This window comes from Halobaculum sp. MBLA0147, assembly GCF_041361345.1.
GTDB lineage: Archaea > Halobacteriota > Halobacteria > Halobacteriales > Haloferacaceae > JAHENP01.
Genome location: NZ_JBGKAD010000001.1, coordinates 2,619,409 through 2,637,228 on the forward strand (window position 1 = coordinate 2,619,409; position 17,820 = coordinate 2,637,228).

General features: G+C 70.6%; 12 protein-coding genes. 8 read left to right on the plus strand and 4 right to left on the minus strand.

What is annotated here, in order from left to right; genetic code table 11:
• Positions 1 to 2,997, minus strand: a complete 2,997-nt coding sequence (gene mutS / locus RYH80_RS12615; protein ID WP_370904236.1) for a DNA mismatch repair protein MutS — start codon at positions 2,995 to 2,997, stop codon at positions 1 to 3.
• Positions 2,998 to 3,146: 149 nt separating this feature from the next.
• On the opposite strand from mutS, the gene RYH80_RS12620 reads away from it, so the two are divergent.
• Complete coding sequence (locus RYH80_RS12620) at positions 3,147 to 3,917, plus strand: DUF2103 domain-containing protein (RefSeq protein WP_370904237.1); 771 nt, start codon at positions 3,147 to 3,149, stop codon at positions 3,915 to 3,917.
• Positions 3,918 to 3,947: 30 nt separating this feature from the next.
• Here the strand turns inward: RYH80_RS12620 and RYH80_RS12625 are convergent, their stop codons facing one another.
• Both RYH80_RS12625 and RYH80_RS12630 read right to left on the minus strand, forming a co-directional pair.
• The gene (locus RYH80_RS12625) at positions 3,948 to 4,409 is read right to left on the minus strand and encodes a hypothetical protein (RefSeq protein ID WP_370904238.1); all 462 of its coding nucleotides are present in this window, start codon (positions 4,407 to 4,409) and stop codon (positions 3,948 to 3,950) included.
• Positions 4,410 to 4,919: 510 nt separating this feature from the next.
• Positions 4,920 to 5,513 carry a conditioned medium-induced protein 4 gene (locus tag RYH80_RS12630; protein ID WP_370904239.1) on the minus strand — a complete coding sequence of 198 codons (594 nt, stop codon included), beginning with the start codon at positions 5,511 to 5,513 and terminating at the stop codon, positions 4,920 to 4,922.
• 244 nt (positions 5,514 to 5,757) lie between these two features.
• On the opposite strand from RYH80_RS12630, the gene RYH80_RS12635 reads away from it, so the two are divergent.
• A complete protein-coding gene (locus RYH80_RS12635; protein ID WP_370904240.1) occupies positions 5,758 to 7,878 on the plus strand; it encodes a heterodisulfide reductase-related iron-sulfur binding cluster in 2,121 nt (706 codons plus the stop codon).
• Between the two features lie 107 nt (positions 7,879 to 7,985).
• Positions 7,986 to 8,210, plus strand: a complete 225-nt coding sequence (locus RYH80_RS12640) for an AbrB/MazE/SpoVT family DNA-binding domain-containing protein (RefSeq protein ID WP_370904241.1) — start codon at positions 7,986 to 7,988, stop codon at positions 8,208 to 8,210.
• Positions 8,211 to 8,258: 48 nt separating this feature from the next.
• Here the strand turns inward: RYH80_RS12640 and RYH80_RS12645 are convergent, their stop codons facing one another.
• On the minus strand, positions 8,259 to 8,960 hold the full coding sequence (locus RYH80_RS12645) for a hypothetical protein (RefSeq protein ID WP_370904242.1): 702 nt from the start codon (positions 8,958 to 8,960) through the stop codon (positions 8,259 to 8,261).
• 305 nt (positions 8,961 to 9,265) lie between these two features.
• Between RYH80_RS12645 and RYH80_RS12650 the strand changes: the two genes are divergently transcribed.
• From RYH80_RS12650 to RYH80_RS12670, 5 genes are all read left to right on the plus strand, one after another.
• The gene (locus RYH80_RS12650) at positions 9,266 to 9,580 is read left to right on the plus strand and encodes a hypothetical protein (protein WP_370904244.1); all 315 of its coding nucleotides are present in this window, start codon (positions 9,266 to 9,268) and stop codon (positions 9,578 to 9,580) included.
• Between the two features lie 266 nt (positions 9,581 to 9,846).
• On the plus strand, positions 9,847 to 13,899 hold the full coding sequence (locus RYH80_RS12655; RefSeq protein ID WP_370904245.1) for an MMPL family transporter: 4,053 nt from the start codon (positions 9,847 to 9,849) through the stop codon (positions 13,897 to 13,899).
• Positions 13,896 to 14,825, plus strand: a complete 930-nt coding sequence (locus RYH80_RS12660; protein ID WP_370904246.1) for a TrmB family transcriptional regulator — start codon at positions 13,896 to 13,898, stop codon at positions 14,823 to 14,825. Before RYH80_RS12655 ends, RYH80_RS12660 begins: the two co-directional genes overlap by 4 nt.
• Before the next feature lie 68 nt (positions 14,826 to 14,893).
• Positions 14,894 to 16,663 (plus strand): Hvo_1808 family surface protein, encoded by a 1,770-nt coding sequence (locus RYH80_RS12665; protein WP_370904248.1) that lies wholly within the window; start codon positions 14,894 to 14,896, stop codon positions 16,661 to 16,663.
• A gap of 107 nt (positions 16,664 to 16,770) precedes the next feature.
• Positions 16,771 to 17,688 carry a GHMP family kinase ATP-binding protein gene (locus RYH80_RS12670; RefSeq protein ID WP_370904249.1) on the plus strand — a complete coding sequence of 306 codons (918 nt, stop codon included), beginning with the start codon at positions 16,771 to 16,773 and terminating at the stop codon, positions 17,686 to 17,688.
• Positions 17,689 to 17,820 lie beyond the last annotated feature (132 nt).

Sequence of the window (17,820 nt, forward strand, 5' to 3'; positions counted from 1 at the left end):
TCACACACCTCCGTCGGTGTCCGTGTCGATCCCGGCGTCCTCGACGCGTCGCTGGAGGTCGTGGAGTCGTTCCAGCGCCTCCATCGGCGTCGTCCGGGCGGCGTCGAACGCGGCCAACTCGGCCACCACCTCGCGGACCGCCGGGTTGCGGTCGGTGCGGTTCTCGTTCTCGTCCTCGTCTCCGTCTCTACCATCGTTCCCGTCCGCGGACTCCGGACGTACGTCTCGGAGTGTCGCCTGTCCGTTCGTCGTCTCGTCGGCCGCGCGCTCCGCGCCGCGCTCGCCGGCCGCGGCCACGGCGTCGTCTTCATCACCCGTCAAGTGGTCGGTGTCGTCGTCGCCTTCACCACCCGCCGAGCGGCCGGTGTCGTCGTCACCACCCGTCGAGTGGCTGGTGTCCCCGTCGTCGGCTGCGACCAACTCCCGGGCGCGGTCGACGACCGGCTGGGGGACGCCGGCCATCTCCGCCACCTCGACGCCGTACGACGAGGAGGCGGCGCCCTCGCGCACCCGGTGGAGGAAGGTCACGTCCCCGTCCTCCCGGCGCGCCGCGAAGTGGCGGTTTCGCACCCGCTGGAGTCGGTCTGCCAACCCGGTGAGATCGTGGTAGTGAGTGGCGAAGATCGTCGTCGCGCCCACCTCGTCGTGGAGGAACTCGACGGCGGCGCGGGCGATGGCGTGGCCGTCGGCCGTCGACGTCCCGCGCCCGACCTCGTCGAGCAACACCAGCGAGCGCCCCGTCGCGTCGTGGAGGATGTCCGTCAACTCCGCCATCTCGCGCATGAACGTCGACTGTCCGCCGGCGATGTCGTCGCTCGCCCCGACGCGAGTGAACACGCGGTCGACGACCGGAAGCTGTGCCGCGGTCGCCGGGACGAAACTGCCGGCCTGGGCCAACACGACCGCCAACGCCACCTGTCGCATGTACGTCGACTTGCCGCTCATGTTCGGTCCGGTCAACAGCGTGACGCTCCCGGCGGGCAGCGTCGCGTCGTTCGGGACGAACTCCGTCTCCGTCCGCTCGACCACCGGGTGGCGACCGCGCTCGATCTCGAACGGTGGTCGGTCGACGGTCGTCTCACTCGGCGGCTGGTCGGGGGTCCCCTCGCCCGGTGTCCGGTCGGTGGCGGGCCCGGTCGCCGAGCGATCGGCGTCCGCGCCACCCGTCGGCCCGTCGCCGCGCTCCGGCTCCGACGCGACGATCTCCGGCCGACAGTAGTCGTGCTCGACGGCGACGGTCGCCAGCGCGGCGAGTGTGTCGAGTCGCGCGACGGCGTCCGCCGTCGCCTGGACGCGCTCGCTCTCTGCCGCGACCCGCTCGCGCACCTCACAGAACAGCTCGTACTCCAACTCGTCGCTGCGCTCCTCGGCGCTCAGGATCTCGTCCTCTCGGCGCTTGAGCTCCGGGGTGTAGAACCGCTCGGCGTTCTTCAGCGTCTGCCGCCGGGTGTAGTCGTCCGGCACCGCGTCGAGGTGGCTGTTCGTCACCTCGATGTAGTAACCGTGGACCTGCGTGTACCCCACCTCCAGGTTGTCGATCCCCGTTCGCTCGCGCTCGCGGGCCTCCAGGTCGGCGACCCACTCCCGGCCCGCCCGCGCCGTCGCCCGCAACTCGTCCAACTCCGCGTCGAACCCCTCGCGGATCACGTCCCCCTCCGTCACGACCTGCGGTGGGTCGGCGACGATCGCCTCGTCGAGCAACTCCCGCAGGTCCGTCAGCGGTGCCAGCGCCTCGCGAACGTCTGCGAGCGCCTCCACCCCGTCGAGTGCGTCTCGCAACTCCGGAACGACGGCCAGGGTGTCCGCCAGCGAGCGGAGGTCGCGTGCGTCGGCACGCTCGCGGGCCGCACGTGTCACGAGTCGTTCGAGATCGTAGACGGCGTCGAGGTGGTCCCGCACCGCGGCGCGTGTCAGTCCGTCGTCTGCCAGTGCCGCCACGGCGTCGTGGCGGGCGCTGATCGCCTCGGCGTCGACGAGCGGTCGTCGGAGCCACGCCTCCAGCCGCCGCCGTCCCAGTGCCGACCGCGTCTCGTCGACCGTCTCGACGAGCGTCTGACCCGAGGGTGTGTGCGCCTCGAACAGCTCCAGCCCGCGGAGCGCGGTCGCGTCGAGTCGCAGCGAGCGCCGGGGGTCCGTCCGGCGGACGCGCGCGACGTACGACAGCGGCCCGTCGTCACCCTGCGTGTACTCGGCGTACGCCAACAGCGCCCCGGCCGCGACGCGCTCGACGGGTGCGAGCCGATCCGGATCGGTGTAGGGGTGCAGCCGCTCCCGAGCGGCGGCCGGCGCGAAGGCGTCCGCGTCGAAGGTCGTCGTCGTCGCGTCCGTGTCGAGACGCGCTCGTACCTCTCCGTCGACGCTCGGCCCGAGGAGCAACTCCGCCGGTGCGACGCGTGCCACCTCGTCGGCGACGGCGGGGAGCGACCCGCTCGTCACCGCACACTCGCCGGTGGACACGTCGACGTGCGCCAGCCCGTACGCGGGCTCGTCGGTGTCGTCCGCGTCGGGTCGTGCGGAGCGGTCGCCGTTCCTGCCGGCCGCGGCGTCGTCGCCGGCCAGCCGGTCGGCGCTCGCCAGGCAGGCGACGTAGTTGTTGGCGCCGTCGCCGAGCAGTTCGTCGTCGACGACGGTACCTGGCGTGAGCACCCGCGTGACGGCGCGGTCGACGAGGCCGGTCGTCTCCTCGGGGTCCTCGACCTGGTCCGCGACGGCGAGACGGTGGCCGGCGTCGAGGAGCCTGTCGAGGTAGGTGGCGGCGTTGTCGACCGGGACGCCACAGGCGGTGTAGGTGCCGGTGGAGTCCTCGCGTTCGATGCGGGTGAGTTCACAGACGCGGGCGACCTCGTCGGCCGTCTCGCAGAAGGCCTTGTAGAAGTCGCCGACGCGGAACAACAACAGCGCGTCGTCGTACGTCTCGGCCAACTCGACGTACTGCGAGAGCATCGGCGTCAGCTCCTCGCGACGCTCGAGCAACTTCGCCGGTGCGCCCGTCGGCATGGTCGTGTCGTGGTGGGGTCGGCGACCGACGAAAGCGTTCCGAACGGTACGGGCCGGCGCGTGGACCTCGCACATCGCGAGAGGGGTCGGTGCGCCGCAGCCGGTACAGAACGGACGCTCTTTTCACCGGGAGCGACGTACCACACACGATGAACTGCCGTCGGTGTGGCCAGCCGCTCGACCGCCCCGGGGACTACTGTCTGGGGTGTGAGACGCCGAACCTCGACGCCGTCGTGATCGAGTTCGCGCCGGATCGGGCCACGCTGACGATGGTCGACGGGGAGCCGAGCGAGTCGACGTTCGAGGATCCCACGGAGACGGACGCGGTCGTCGGCCAGACGCAGATCACGACGGTGCCCGACGAGCCCAACGGGGACCGCGTCGGGCGCGCGCACCTACGGAACTACGCGGGACGCGTGGCCGACGAGGTACGCCGGAAGCGGCCGGAGACGGTGTACGCCGCCGGCGAGCGGGAGCCGCTCCGCGAGACGCGCGCCCAGTTACACTACGAGTTCCTGCGTGTCCCGGACGACGACCCCGTGGCGGCGGTGTTGCGCCGCCGCGGCGAGCCCGCGTTGGACGTGGTCGACAAGCCGCCGACGGAGAAACTCGGCGGGAGCCACTCGACGGTGATCGGGGACAGAGTGGGGCGGCGGGCGATCACGACGGTCGCGGAACACCCGCACGTGAAGAAGATCGTCCCCGGCCCCATCGACGCCGGTGGGAAGGGGTCACAGAGCGGGCTCCGCGCGAAGGTGACGCGTGCGGACGAACACGGGAACGTGCGGCTCCTCTTACGGGACGGCTCCAGCGTGCAGGAGAACCGCGTGGTGACGACCGCGGGCGACCGCGACACGGGCGAGCGCGTCCGCGACGCCCTCAACGACGTGTTGGCAGACGAGGAACTCGCCGAGGGGTGAGCGGCGCTCACGTTCGACCGCTGCTCCCACCTACCGGTCCGCACCGGCGACGGCGACCACGATCGCGCCCAGACAGGTCACGGCCGCTCCACCGGTGAGGAGCCCGACGGTCGTCGCCGAGCGGTCGAGTGCGATCCCGACCGCGACCGGGAGCAGCGCGAGTCCGGTGACGGCGGTCGCCGTCCCGAGGCGGGCCGCGACGGCGGGGCTCGCGTCGGGTGTCGTGAGGAGGTCGTGGCGCCCGCGAACGCGGACGAGCCACCCGGCGACGAGACAGGCGACGGCGCACGTGCCGACGGTCGTCGCGCCGACGACGTGGTCCGAGACTGCGGGCGAGACCACGCCCCAGCCGAGCCACGCGAGGCAGACGCCGGTGACGACGACCGTCGTCCACGAGCGACGCCACGAGGGATCGACCGACTGGCGCCACGCCGCCGCGAGAACCGCGAGCAGCGAGACGCCGGTGAGTCCCACGACTGCGAGGGGTGACACCATACCCGGACTGCGGGTCGTCGTGCGAGAACGTAGTGGTTGGGGTCGCGTCTCGGGCACCGTTCAGACGACCCGACTCCCGTGGATGGCGCGCGAGGAACGCGCGAGGGACGAGCGGGCGGTGCGGAGAGCGAGGAGGCTGGGGAGGGTGAGGTGCGGCGCGGTAGCGGAGCGGTGGGGTGGTGTGGCGGCGGAGCGGCGGCGGAGCGGAGCGGCGGCGGAGCGGTCGTGGTGGCGGTGCGGCGTGGGGCGGTCGCGGGGCGGTCGCGGGGCGGTGGCGGAGTGGTACGGTGGGGCGTGGGGCGGTCGCGGGACGGTGGCGGTCGCGGAGCGGTGGCGGAGCGGTGGCGGTGCGGCGCGGTGGCGGAGCGGCGGCGGTGCGGTGGCGGCCACCGCACCGAAATCCACCGCGAGCGCGCCGGAAGGCGCGCTCGCGGCCCTTTTTGGTCGAGCTTTTTTCCTCGGGTGGCCGCCGCAGGCGGCCACCCCGAGGAGTGAAAAAGGTCGGTTTCAGAGCTTGACGTCCGTCTCGATGTCCTCGGTCGCCTCGCGGAGACCGTCCTCGCGGGCGTCGGTGGCGAACTGGTCCGACAGCGGGGCGTCCGACAGCAACTCCGTCAGGGCGTCGCGGAAGCGGTGGTTGACGCGTCGCGAGGCCAACTCGGCGGCGACGACGGCGGAGTAGTGAGCAACCGTCGCCTCGTCGGCACCCAGGGTCTCGGCTCGGTCCGCGAGCGGCACGTCGTCGTCGACGAGTCTCCGGAGGCGGTCCAGCGAGAACGGGGCGTCGCGGTCCCCCTCGCGGACGAGGTGACAGTCGAGACGGGCACGGCGGACCGTCGCCTCGTCGACGTCGAGCGCGGCCGCGATCTCGGCGTCGGACTCGTCGTCGAAGACGCCCCGGACGACTCGCTCGTACGCCCCGACGGAGAGGTCCGTCTCGAAGCCGACCGTCTCCCGCACCCGGCGGAGCGTCTCGCGGACCCGCTCGTCGTCCGGCTCGTCGACCAGCGAACCGGGTGACTCCGACTGCCCTTCCGTCACCGTCTCCTCGCCGGTCGTCTCGACGAAGATGTCCCGGAGTGCCGCCGTCTTCTCGTCCATCTCGTCGGGGGCACGCCGCTGAGACACAAGAGGCTGGCGGCGCCTCTCACCGCCCGCGACCGGCGGCCCCGACTCGCGGGCGACGCCACCACCACCGACACCGGTCGACGACCCGCGAGACTCCACGACCGACGACCCCCAGCGACACGGGCGCCGACGTAATTACTCGTGTTCGAGTTAGTACCCGGCGAAACCGGCGGTCGGTGTCCCAACCTTTACCCGGAGCGGTCCCCCCGAATCGGGTATGCAAGCCGACCAGGTGACGCGCGAGACGTTCTGGACGGTCGGCCCGCTGGGGAAGGCGCTCTTCTACTACCTGGCGGCGACGGCCGTGCTACTGTTCGCGTACGGCACCTACCAGCGGTTCGCTCGCTACCGCGCCGGCACCGACGACTGGTTCGAGCGACTCGACGACCTGCCGCGCCGCGTGCGGGAGGCGGCGGCCATCGTCGGGTCGAACCGCAACCAGTTCGACCGCGACCTCTACGCGGGTGTGATGCACTCGTTCATCGTCTGGGGGTTCCTGACGCTGTTGATCGGGACGACCATCCTCGGGATCGACATCGACCTCTACCGGGTCGCCACCGGGGAGTCGTTCTTCGTCGGGGACTTCTACCTCTCGTACTCCTTCGTGATGGACGCGATGGGACTCCTGTTCACCGTCGGTGTCGGGATGGCGATCTACCGGCGGTACGCCGAGCGCGAGGGGCGGCTGTGGGGGAAACACACCTCGCTGGAGGACGACGCCTTCGTCTGGACGCTGTTCTTACTCGGTGCCGGCGGGTTCGTCTTGGAGGCGTTCCGGATCGTCGGCTCCGCCGGGTTCGTCGCCTACGAGCAGGTGTCGTTCGTCGGGTTCTTCCTCGCGGGCCTGTTCGCGGAGGCGGGCGTCGGCCCGGCGCTGGCCGAGACGCTGTACCACTGGACGTGGTGGAGTCACGCGCTGCTCGCGTTCGGATTCATCGCGCTGATCCCCTACGCCAAGCCGTTCCACATGCTCTCGTCGTTCGCGAACGTGGTCACTCGCGACGAGAAGGCGGGCGTGCGACTCCCGGGCGTGCCCGACGACGCCGACCCGGACGAGATCGGCTACGGGTCGATCGACGACTTCTCGTGGCGACACTTGCTCGACCAGGACGCCTGTACGAAGTGTGGGCGCTGTTCGTCGGTGTGTCCCGCGAACGCGTCGGGGCGGAACCTCGACCCGCGGGACGTGATCTTGGACCTCAAACAGTACCGGCAGGACCTCGACGCCGGGCGGACGGAGGAGGTGGAGATCGTCGCCGACGGCGGCGAGAGCGTGATCGACGCGGAGTCGATGACGGCGTGTATGTCCTGTATGGCGTGTATGGACGCCTGTCCGGTGGACATCGAACACGTCTCGGAGTTCACGCAGATGAACCGCCGGCTGACGGAGACGGGCCAGATGGCCCCGGAACTGCAGGACGCGATGATGAACGTGTTCCAGAACGGCAACACGTTCGGCGACCCGGCGCGCAAGCGGCCGGAGTGGACCGAGGAACTGGACTTCGAGGTGCCGGACGCCCGCGAGGAGTCCGTCGAGTTCCTCTGGTACGTCGGCGAGTACCCCAGCTACGACGAGCGGAACCAGCGCGTCGCGCGGTCGTTGGCCCGGCTGTTCGAGCGCGCCGACGTGAGCTACGGCATCCTCTACGAGGACGAGCAACACGACGGCAACGACGTGCGTCGCGTCGGCGAGGAGGGGCTCTACGAGATGCTCGTCGAGGACAACACGGAGGCGTTCGCGAAGTGCGAGTTCGAGCGTGTCGTCACCACCGACCCGCACTCGATGAACACGTTCCGCAACGAGTACCCGGAGGTCTCGGAGTTCGACGACCCGGTCTCACACTACACCGAGGTGATCGAGGAGTTGGTGACGGAGGGTCGACTCGGGCTGACCGGGACAGAGTTGGACTACACGGCGACGTACCACGACCCGTGTCACCTCGGGCGGATGAACGACGTGTACGAGGCGCCACGCGAGTTGATCCGCGCGACCGGGGTGGAGCTCCACGAGATGCCGCGCAACCGCTCGGACTCCTTCTGCTGTGGCGGCGGTGGCGGCGGACTCTGGACGGACAACGACCAGGACACCAAACCCAGCGAGGAGCGCCTACGCGAGGCGTTGGAGGACACCGACGCGGGCGACGCCGTCGAGAAGTTCGTCGTCGCCTGTCCGATGTGCGGGACGATGTACGAGGACGGCCGCAAGACGGGGAATTACGAGGACGACATCGAGATCGTCGACATCGCCGAGTTGCTGTGTGAGGCGCTGTCCGCTCGCGGGGAGTCCGTCGTCTCCGTCGACGCCGACGCGGACGAGGGTGCCGCGGCAGCGGACTGAGTGGGTCGGTTCGCGGTTCGTCGGACGGTGGCTCCGAGTGACGGCCGCTTCACCTGATGTACTCTGGCTGCGGTACGTAGAAGTCCGTTCGGACACGATCAGTCGACGTGCGCGTCGAGATTGAAGACGGAGAATTACGCCTCCCTGAGGAGGTTCTCGATCGGTACGGCACCCAGTACGAACTGCTCGAGCGAGACGACCGACTCCTGCTCCTTCCAGTCGCGGAGGAGCCGCTCGCCGCGCTGCGCGAGGAGTTCGCCGATGTCGACGAGTCGTCCGTCGAACTCGCGGCGGGTGCGTTCGAGGAGGCGTCGGAGCAGGCCGAACGGTGAGGCGTGTCCCACGTCGGGACGTGATCGGCGGTAGCTCGGCCGACCCGCCTACACCAGTTCCGTCTCGGCCTCCGCCGACAGCGAGCCGTCGCCCGCGACGGTGACCTCGAGCGTCGAGTCGAGGCGCACGTCGGCCTCGTCGCTCGTCGTCCGCTCGAAGGTGAACGTCCCCGGGCCACACTCGGCGTCGGCCGCCCACAGCGCCGTGTAGGGTCGTACCACCGAGTCGCCGGGCGAGAGTGACACGTCGGTGAAGAACTGGACGGGATACACTTCGGCGGTCGCCGTCCAACACGGCACACCTCCACCCGTCCGATCGGTCGGCTCCGCCGGGACGAGTTCGTCGACCGGTGGGTTGGTCGCCTGGCGCTCGATCTCGGGGAGCAACAGGAGCCGCTTGCCGTCGATCGACCCCGAACTGAAGTCACTGAGTGGCGGCACGTTCCCGAACCGGACGCCGAGCGTGCGGGCCGTCCCGTTGTGGAGCCGGAGTTCGATCCGCCCGGGTGCCGAGTCGTCCGGTTGTCGCACGACCGTCGCGTCGAGCGTCGGCGACGTGTCGGTGGTCGTGGGCGTATCCGTGGACTCTGTGGCCGTGCGTGTCCCGGTCGACTCTGCCGTCGACACGGTCTGTGTCGTCGTCCCCGTCTCGGCGACGCCCGCACAGCCGGTGGTCGCGACCGCGAGCAGGCTGGCGAGTACGAGTCGTCTCTCCGTCGTCCTTCGTCCGTCTCGTTTGCGTCGCGCCACAACGACTGTGTGAGGGGGCGGCTGTCTAAAACGTACAGATTCTAAATGCGCCAGATTGGGAGAGCCGTTCGGTCGTCGTCTGGTCGCGATCCAGTTCGGCTCGAAACGTGCCCGCCGGCACGGAGGCGACGGGGAGCCTCGGACCCGGCGACCACCCGGTTGCACAACCGGCGTTCCCGCGAGTGTTGGTACTCGCCAGTGAGTTTATATCCCCACGGTGCGTGAGCCGTGGTACACAGTGACACGCCCGGTCGGTCGCCGGCGGCGCGGCGCCCGCTCGCGAGCGTGACTCACGACTCAGACAGATGACGACAGACGACACGAATCCGACGGGAGACGAACCGCGACGAGGCGAACCGAACACAGACGACCGAGACCGACCGCGAGCGGACCGCGCACGGACGGACGGCGGCCGCGACACCGGGAACGTGAGCGCACAGGGTGTGTGGGGGCGCGGACCCTCGCGGACCACACAGGCGACCGACGACGGACGATCGACGGAGACGACGGGAGACGAGACGGCGACCGACGAGAGCGACGACGACCGCACGCGTGGCTCCGAGGCGGGCACGGGCCGCGTGAGCGCACAGGGCGTTTTCGACCGCGGCCGCACGCGCTGACCGACTCCTCGCAGTACGCACCCACCGAAAGCCGACCGACCAGCGACTGCCACTCCTGCTGCTACCGGCTCTCACTCCGACCGGCACCTCCTCGGAGCACGACGAACTCGACGGGTCCACCGGACCGCGACACCTGCCGAACCCGCTCGACGGACGGGCGAGCCCCCGAAGACGGAATCCCGCCGCTTATGTAGGGTACGGTGTTAGTAGTGAAGTGATAACACCGTGATCCGACCAGTCTGTCGCCGAGTGGAGGGGGACTCCCCGTGAGTACGTTCGACCGGATCGTCGGGCAGGTGACGGCCCACAGCAAACTCGCCATCGTCGTGATGCTCGTCGTGACGGCGGGACTCGCCGTCGGTGCGAGCGAGGTGGAGTCGTCGTCGTCGCTCGACCAGTTCCAGACGGACTCGACCGAGGCGGACAAACTCGACTACATCGACGCCAACTTCTCCACGGGCGACGCGAACACCACGACCGCACAGGTGATCGTCCGCGACGAGGGCGGTAACGTCCTCGACAAGGAGACGTTACTGGACACGCTGGAGTACCAGCAGGCCATTCGGACCGACGACCGGACGGCGGACTCGCTGTCCGGCGACACGCCGACCGTCGGGGTCGCCAACGTGATCGCCGTCGCCGATCGGCGGCAGGCGGAGGGACGGGACGTGCGGCGGGTCGCGACGCGACTCCGCACACTCAACGAGAGCGTCCAGCAGCGACGGGCCGCACTGGAGGCCAACCGGACGGCGCTGCGCGAACGGCAGGCGCGACTGGAGGCGAACCAGAGTGCACTCCAGAACCGCAGCGCCCGGTTGAACGAGACGGCCGGCCAGTTGCGCGCCGGACTGACGGAGCTCCGACAGAATCCCCGGCAGAACGTCACGCGGACGTTCGCGGCCGTGCGGGCGAACAGTTCCGTCGCGCTCAACGAGACCGATCTGGGGATCTTCCGGCAGGCCGCCCGGAGTCTCCGGACGGCACGGAACCAGAGCCAGGCCGAGCGTGCCTACACCCTCGGGACCCAGGGTGTGCTCCGTGACGACTACGCCGAGGTGCGCGAGCGCGGGGCACGGCTGCGTGAACGCGGCGAGCAGTTGCAGGCGGACGCCGAGGCGCTCGAGGAACGCGGCGAGCAGTTGCAGGCGGACGCGGAGCGACTCCGCGAGCTGGCCGACGAGTTGGAGGCGGAACGGGCGGAGTTGGAGAACGCGAGCGACCTGACGCTCGACGAGCAGATCGCGCAACTCCGCGAGATGAACGAGTCGGAGGTCGACGAGACCGTCGAACTCGTGCTGGGCGAGAACGCCAGCGCGAGCGGCGGCGGCGCGTTCGGCTTCATGCCGACGAGCTACGAACCGGGTTCGACGGAGGCCGAGGCGACCATGCTCCTCGTCACGCAGAACTCCGACACGGAGTCGGCCTCGCCGGGTGCAGCCTCCGGTTCGCTGGAGGACGCCCAGTCCGCGATGCAGGAGATCGCGAGCGAGCGGGACGACGGCGTGGAGTACCTGATCTTCGGCTCCGGGATCATCAGCGAGGAGATCACCGCCTCCCAGACGGACAGCGTCCAGATCGTCGGACCGCTGGCGGCGTTGTTCGTCCTCCTGGCGCTGATCGTCGCCTACCGCGACGTGGTGGACATCCTGCTCGGCCTCGGCGGGATCGCGGCGGTGCTGGCGTGGACCTTCGGGTTCATGGGGTGGCTCGGCATCGACTTCAACCAGATCTTCGTCGCGGTGCCGGTGTTGCTGATCGGGCTGTCCATCGACTACGCGATCCACATCTTCATGCGCCACCGCGAGGAGCGCACCGCGGCGGCCGACGACGTGGGGACGCGCCGGTCGATGACCGTCGCGCTCGGCGGGGTCGGCATCGCGCTCGTGTGGGTGACGGCGACGACCGTGATCGGGTTCCTCTCGAACCTGACGAGTCCGGTGCCGCCGATCCGGGACTTCGGCGTCGTCTCCTCGTTCGGGATCACGGCCGCGTTCCTGATCTTCGGCGTGTTGATCCCGGCGCTGAAAGTCGAGATCGACGAACTGCTCGAACGCGTCGGGGTGGACCGCCGCAAGCGGGCGTTCGGCACCGGCGGCGGCGCGTTCTCGTCGGTGTTGTCCGTCGGGTCGATCGCCGCACGGCGGGCGCCGCGCGTCGTGATCGCGCTGGCGCTGATCGTGACGGTCGTCGCCGGCGTCGGCGGCACACAGGTGGACACCTCCTTCAGTCAGGAGGACTTCCTCGCCGAGCAGCCGCCGGAGTGGATGGACGAGCTCCCGGAGGAGATCAGGCCGGGTAACTACACCGCGAAGGCGAACCTCCAGTACGTCAACGACAACTTCGTCCGCGAGGACTCGCAGGCGCAGGTGTTGGTCGAGGCGGGTGACGGCAGCGTCACCGACCCCGAGACACTCGACAGGCTGGCGGACGCCGAAGACGCCGCCACGGACAGAGTGGGTGACGACGGCGTCGTGCAGGCGCTGTCGAACGGGGAGGCGGACATCCAGTCGCCGCTGGAGACGATGCAGTCCGTGGCGGCGGACAACGAGACGTTCCGGACGACGTTCGAGGCCGCCGACACCGACGACGACGGCGTCCCCGAGGAGAACGTCACCGCGGTGTACGACACGCTGTACGAGGTCGCGCCGGACCGCGCCGCGGGCGTGATCTACCGCACCGACGACGGCGCGTACGAGGCGCTGCGACTCGTCGTCTCGATCCAGGGTGGCTCCGCCGGCGCGGACGTGACCGACCAGATGCGAGAGATCGCGGACGTGGCCGACGACGGGGACGGCGGCGTCGTGGTGACGGCGACCGGCAACTCCATCCTCAACAAGATCGTCCAGGACCAACTGCTGGAGACGGTCGTCGAGAGCCTGGTGATCACACTCGTCGCCGTCTTCCTGTTCCTGATGGCGACGTACCGCGTGACGGAGGGGTCGGCGTCGCTGGGCGCGGTGACGCTGTTGCCCGTCGTCTTCTCCGTCGCGTGGATCCTCGGGACGATGTTCGTCGCGGACATCCCGTTCAACGTGTTGACGGGGACGATCACGAGTCTCACCGTCGGGCTCGGGGTGGCGTACAGCATCCACCTCTCGGAGCGGTACAACCAGGAGTTGGAGCGGACCGGCGACGTGTTCGACGCGATGGACCGCACGGTGACCGGCACCGGCGGTGCACTGCTCGGCTCGGCGGCGACGACGGCCGGCGGGTTCGGCGTGTTGGTGTTCGCCATCCTCCCGCCGCTCCAGCAGTTCGGGACGATCACGGCGATGACGATCGTCTACGCGTTCCTCGCGTCCGTGTTGATCCTCCCGAGTATGCTCGTCGTCTGGACGAGCTACGTCGGGCCGGACTGGGCGGCTGCCCAGATCCGCGGCGAAGAGCCCGACGACGGACCGGGCACCGTCCCGACCGGCGCGGCGGTGGCCGAAGCCGCCGAGACCGCCGGGACCGACGGACGTGAGAGGACGAGTGGTCCCGCCGAGCAGTCCGACGGCACACTCGGCGGTGGCACGGCGGAGGACGGCGCCACCGCGGACGCCGGGGCGACGGCGGACGGCCGGACTGCCGCAGTCTCGGAGACGCCCGCGGACACCGCGGTCTCGGAGGCTCCCGCAGACGGGACGGTGGCGGAGGCGTCCACAGACGCCGCAGCCGCCGAGCCGACGACGGACGCGACCGAGGCCGCCGACGCACGCCCGGTGGCCGGCGAGTGGGACGACGCGGAGTTCGTCCCGGCCGCGGTCGTCGCGGGCGAGCCGCACGCGCGCCGCGAGGTGGCGACGACACACGTCGCGCCAGGGTCGTCCGTGACGGCGACGATCACCGTCTCGGAGGGTGACGGGCGGTTCCTCCTCCGGGAACGGTGCGCGGGGCCGACGCTGTCGGTCGTCGAGGCGACGCCCGAGCCGGTCGACGTGTTCGAGCGCGACTCGGAGCTGGGTGTCGCCTGGGAGACGAGCGGCGAGGCGACGCTCCGCTACGAGATCCACGTCCCCGAGGACGCGGCCGACGGGACGGCCTACTCGTTGGACGGGACGCTGTCGACGGACACCGAGGACCGGACGGTCGTTGGCGAGGACACGGTCCAGGTCGTCGCGAACCTCTTCGAACGGATCGTCTCCGCGGGGACGGTGTCGGACGCGGACCTCCGACTCGCCCGCGAGCGGTACGAGGACGACTCGCTGTCGGAGGCGCAGTTCGACCGCGTCTACCGCGCGTGGCTCCGCGACGGCGGCAGCGACACGCCGGAACTCGCCGAGGGACCGACGAGTGACGACACGAGTGAGACGGACACGTCCGGAGGTGCGGGGTGACGGCGGACGACGAGACGGCCGTCGAGGGGCTGACGACGCTGGGACTCTCGACGTACGAGGCGAAGGTGTTCGTCGGGCTCCACCGGCTCGGCACCGGTAGCGCCGGCGAGGTCGCCGAGGTGACGGACGTGCCCCGCTCGCAGGTGTACGGCGCGGCCGAGGGGCTCGAAGAGTTGGGGCTGATCGACATCCAGGAGGGGACGCCCACCGAGTACCGCCCGATCTCCGTCTCGGAGGCGCGGTACGTCCTCTTCGACCGCATGAAGCGCGCGGGTGACACTGCGTTCGACCACGTCGAGGCGGTCGCCGGCTCGCACGCCGACGAGGGGGACACGGGTGAGTCCGTCTGGCGGACGGACGGCAGCGACAGCATCGCCCAGCGCGCGGCCGCCACGGTCGCGGCCGCCGACGAGCACGTGACGTACCTCCCCGCAGACGCGAGCCGACTGGAGCCGTCCGTCGTGGAGGCGCTGTCGGACGCGGTCGACCGCGGCGTGACGGTCGAACTCGCGAGCGCGGACGAGGCGGTTCGGAGTGCGGCTCGCGAGGCCGGGATCACGGTGTCGCCGGTCGACGAGACGGCGTCGCCGGACCTGAGCAGCGGTCGGGTGCTCGTCGTGGACGGTGACACGGTGTTGTTGTCCGTGCTGCCGACCGACCGGATGCCGGACGTGTCGACGGAGACCGGCTTCTGGAGCGAGGACACCGCCTTCGCACGGATCCTCGTCACGCTGCTGCGGGAGTGGCTCGACGAACACGTCGCCGTCGACGTATCCACGGCCGACGACACACACGCTGCCGACGACGCCGCCGACACACCTGTCGACGGGACATCCGGCGTCGCCGCCGACAGCACGTCCGACGCTGACAGCGACGACACACCTGTCGACGAGACATCCGCAGACGACGCACCCGTCGACAGCTGATCGGTGCGGTCGTGGCGTCGCTCGGTCGAACGGGCAAGGCTCTTGTTCACCCCTCTCACAGTACCCGTATGCGCGCACTGGTTCCGGTGGTGGTTGTGTTGGTCGCCGTCGCGACCGTCCCCGGGGTGGCGACGGCCGCGTCCGGCGGTGTGTCGGTCGCCTCGTCCGGTAGCGACACGGTGGACCGTCTCGACGGCGAGCGTGTCGCGACGGAGTCGGGCGGGGCGGCGACGTTCGAGGCGACGGCCGCGCCGCAGCGACCGGACCCGGAGAACGACACGATCGGCTGGGAGGCGGGCTACTGGTACGACGACCCGCTCCCGACCGTCGACGCGTCGGACGGGTTCAACCAGACGGAACTGGACAAGGTCGTGGCGCGGGCGATGGCACGGGTCGAACGCGTCCGGAAGTTGGAGTTCGAGCGCACCGTCCCCGTCGAGTTGCTCGGCCGGGACACCTACAGAGAGCGCTACGCGTCGGGCCCCGACGAGAACACCTCGGAGGCGTTCCGGCAGTTCGACAACGCGAAGTTCGAGGCGCTGTTCCTCATCAACGAGTCGACCGACTCACTGGAGACCCAGAGCACGAACCGCGGTGCCAGCGTCGGTGGGTTCTACAGTCCGAGTCAAGACCGGATCGTGGTCGTCAGCGAGAACACCACGCAGCCGAAACTCAGCGAGGTGACGCTGTCACAGGAGCTGTTCCACGCGCTCCAAGACCAGCAGTTCGACCTCTCGGCGTTGAACTACTCGACGCGCGAGAAACACAACGCCGCCGACGGGATCGTCGAGGGGGACGGCAACCTCGTCGACCGGCTGTACCAGCGGCGGTGTGAGGCCGAGTGGGACTGCTTCGAGGACACGAGCAACGGGTCGGGCTCCTCCGGCGGCGGGCTGGCGAACATCGGGGTCTACTTCGTGAAGTTCCAGCCGTACAGCGACGGGCCGACGTTCGTCTCGCAACTCAAGCGGGAGGGTGGCTGGGCGGCGGTCAACGCGGCCTACGAGAACCCGCCCGCGAGTACCTCGGCGGTGATCTCCCCAGAGGAGTACGGCGAGGAGGAGCCGAAGACGGTGCGACTCGCCGACCGGACGGGTGACGACTGGCAGCGCGTCCGCCCACCGGGTCGTGTCGACTACGCGGAGGTCGGGCAGGCTGGGATCGCGTCGATGTTCGCGTACCCGCTGTACGCGGCCGAGAGCGGAGAGCAGCCCCCACGGATCGTCGGCCCGCGCGAGTGGCTCAACTACACTGCGTCCGGCGAACTGTCAGACACCGACCCGCTGAACTACGGCTTCGCCGCCGCGGAAGGCTGGGCGGGCGACCGGATGCACGTGTACCGCGACGCGGACAACGAGACGGGCTACGTCTGGCGGATCGCGTGGGAGTCGCCAGAGGAGGCCGCGGAGTTCCGCGACGCGTACGCGACACTCGTCGAGTTCTGGGGTGGCGAGGCGGTCGGCGAGTCCACCTACCGGATCTCCGAGGGTGGGTTCGCGGACGCGATCCACGTCGCCGTCTCCGGCGACACGGTGACGATCACGAACGCCCCGACGGTGTCGGAACTGTCGGCCGTCCGGAGTGGCGTCTCCGTCTCGACGGACGGCACGGACGGCGAGTCGACGGCGACGCCGGACGACGGCGGTGAGGGAGCGGACGACACCGACGGCACCGACGGCACGGACGGCGAGTCGACGGCGACGCCGGCCGAGGGTGCGGACGGATCGGCGGGTGACGACCCGGCGACCACCGCACCCGTGCCCGGGTTCGGCGCGAGTGTCGCCGTGCTGGCGCTCGCGGCCGCGCTCGTCGGCCTGCTCGTACGGCGACGGCGCTGACGGCGGTCACGCGACTCTCCGCCGGGCTCTTCCGGTCCTTCGCAACCTCGCCACACCACCACCCGGAGCCACCGCTCTCTTGTCGCCGCGACACCTCCGTCCGCGCAGTGACGGAGCCACCGACGGACGACCCCGAACGGCCGACCGCAGACGGGTCGACGGCGACGCGTGAGAGGAGCGCTGCCGACGACCCGGCGAGTGCGACCGCTCACGCCCCGGGGAGCGTGACACTCGCGTTCGCGCCGGTCGCGGACGGCACCGGCTCGCGCGGGATCAGTCTCGCCACCGCGGACGGGGTGACGGCGACGGTGACGCCCGCCGCCGAGACGGCGGTGACGCTCGACGGGACGACGACGACGTTCGAACCGGTCGCGGGTGTCCTCGACGGACTCGGCGTCGACGCACACGTCGCGCTCGAGGCCGCGACACCCGTCGGCGCGGGGTTCGGAGCCAGTGGCGCGGCGACGCTGGCGACGGCGCTCGCGGCCGACGCCGCGTTCGGACTGGACCGCGACCGCGCGGCGCTGGTCGAGGCGGCACACCGCGCGGAGGTCGCCGCCGGCACCGGGTTGGGCGACGTGTTCGTCCAAGACCGTGGTGGGATGGCCTACGACGTGGGCGACGGCCGCCAGCGCCAGGGCCGGACCGACGAGGTGTGGTACGCCTCCCACGGCGGCGTGGCGACGGCGTCGGTACTCGACGACGAGGCGGCGCTCGACCGCGTCCGCGAGGCGGCCGCCGAGACGTTCGCCGCGTTCGACCCCGCGGCACCGCTGTCGGCGACCGTCACCGAGGCGTGGCAGTTCGCTCGTCGCACCGGACTGGCGACCGAGTGGGTCCGCGAGACGGTCGACCGCGTCGAGGCCGCCGGCGGCGTCGCGACGATGGCGATGGTCGGCGAGACCGTCGTGGCCGTCGCCTCGCCCTCCGACGAGGACCGCTCGTCGGGCGACGGCTGGCCCCCGGACGACTTCTCTCGGACGCAGATCGCCGACACCGGCGCACGTGTGCTCGACCGACCCTGAGACCGGCGCAGACGTGCCCGACTCGCACGGAGACCGGCGCACGTGTGCTCGACCGGCCCTGAGCCGGCGCGGCACGGAGACGTGTCCGCTCGCCCGCGAGAGTGTCCCAAACGCTTTACCCGGGGACGGCGG

Bases quoted from the DNA above. Each gene is read 5' to 3' on its own strand.
- mutS (WP_370904236.1), bottom strand. From the start codon at position 2,997: ATGCCGACGGGCGCACCGGCGAAGTTGCTCGAGCGTCGCGAGGAGCTG.
- RYH80_RS12620 (WP_370904237.1), top strand. From the start codon at position 3,147: ATGAACTGCCGTCGGTGTGGCCAGCCGCTCGACCGCCCCGGGGACTAC.
- RYH80_RS12630 (WP_370904239.1), bottom strand. From the start codon at position 5,513: ATGGACGAGAAGACGGCGGCACTCCGGGACATCTTCGTCGAGACGACC.
- RYH80_RS12635 (WP_370904240.1), top strand. From the start codon at position 5,758: ATGCAAGCCGACCAGGTGACGCGCGAGACGTTCTGGACGGTCGGCCCG.
- RYH80_RS12650 (WP_370904244.1), top strand. From the start codon at position 9,266: ATGACGACAGACGACACGAATCCGACGGGAGACGAACCGCGACGAGGC.
- RYH80_RS12665 (WP_370904248.1), top strand. From the start codon at position 14,894: ATGCGCGCACTGGTTCCGGTGGTGGTTGTGTTGGTCGCCGTCGCGACC.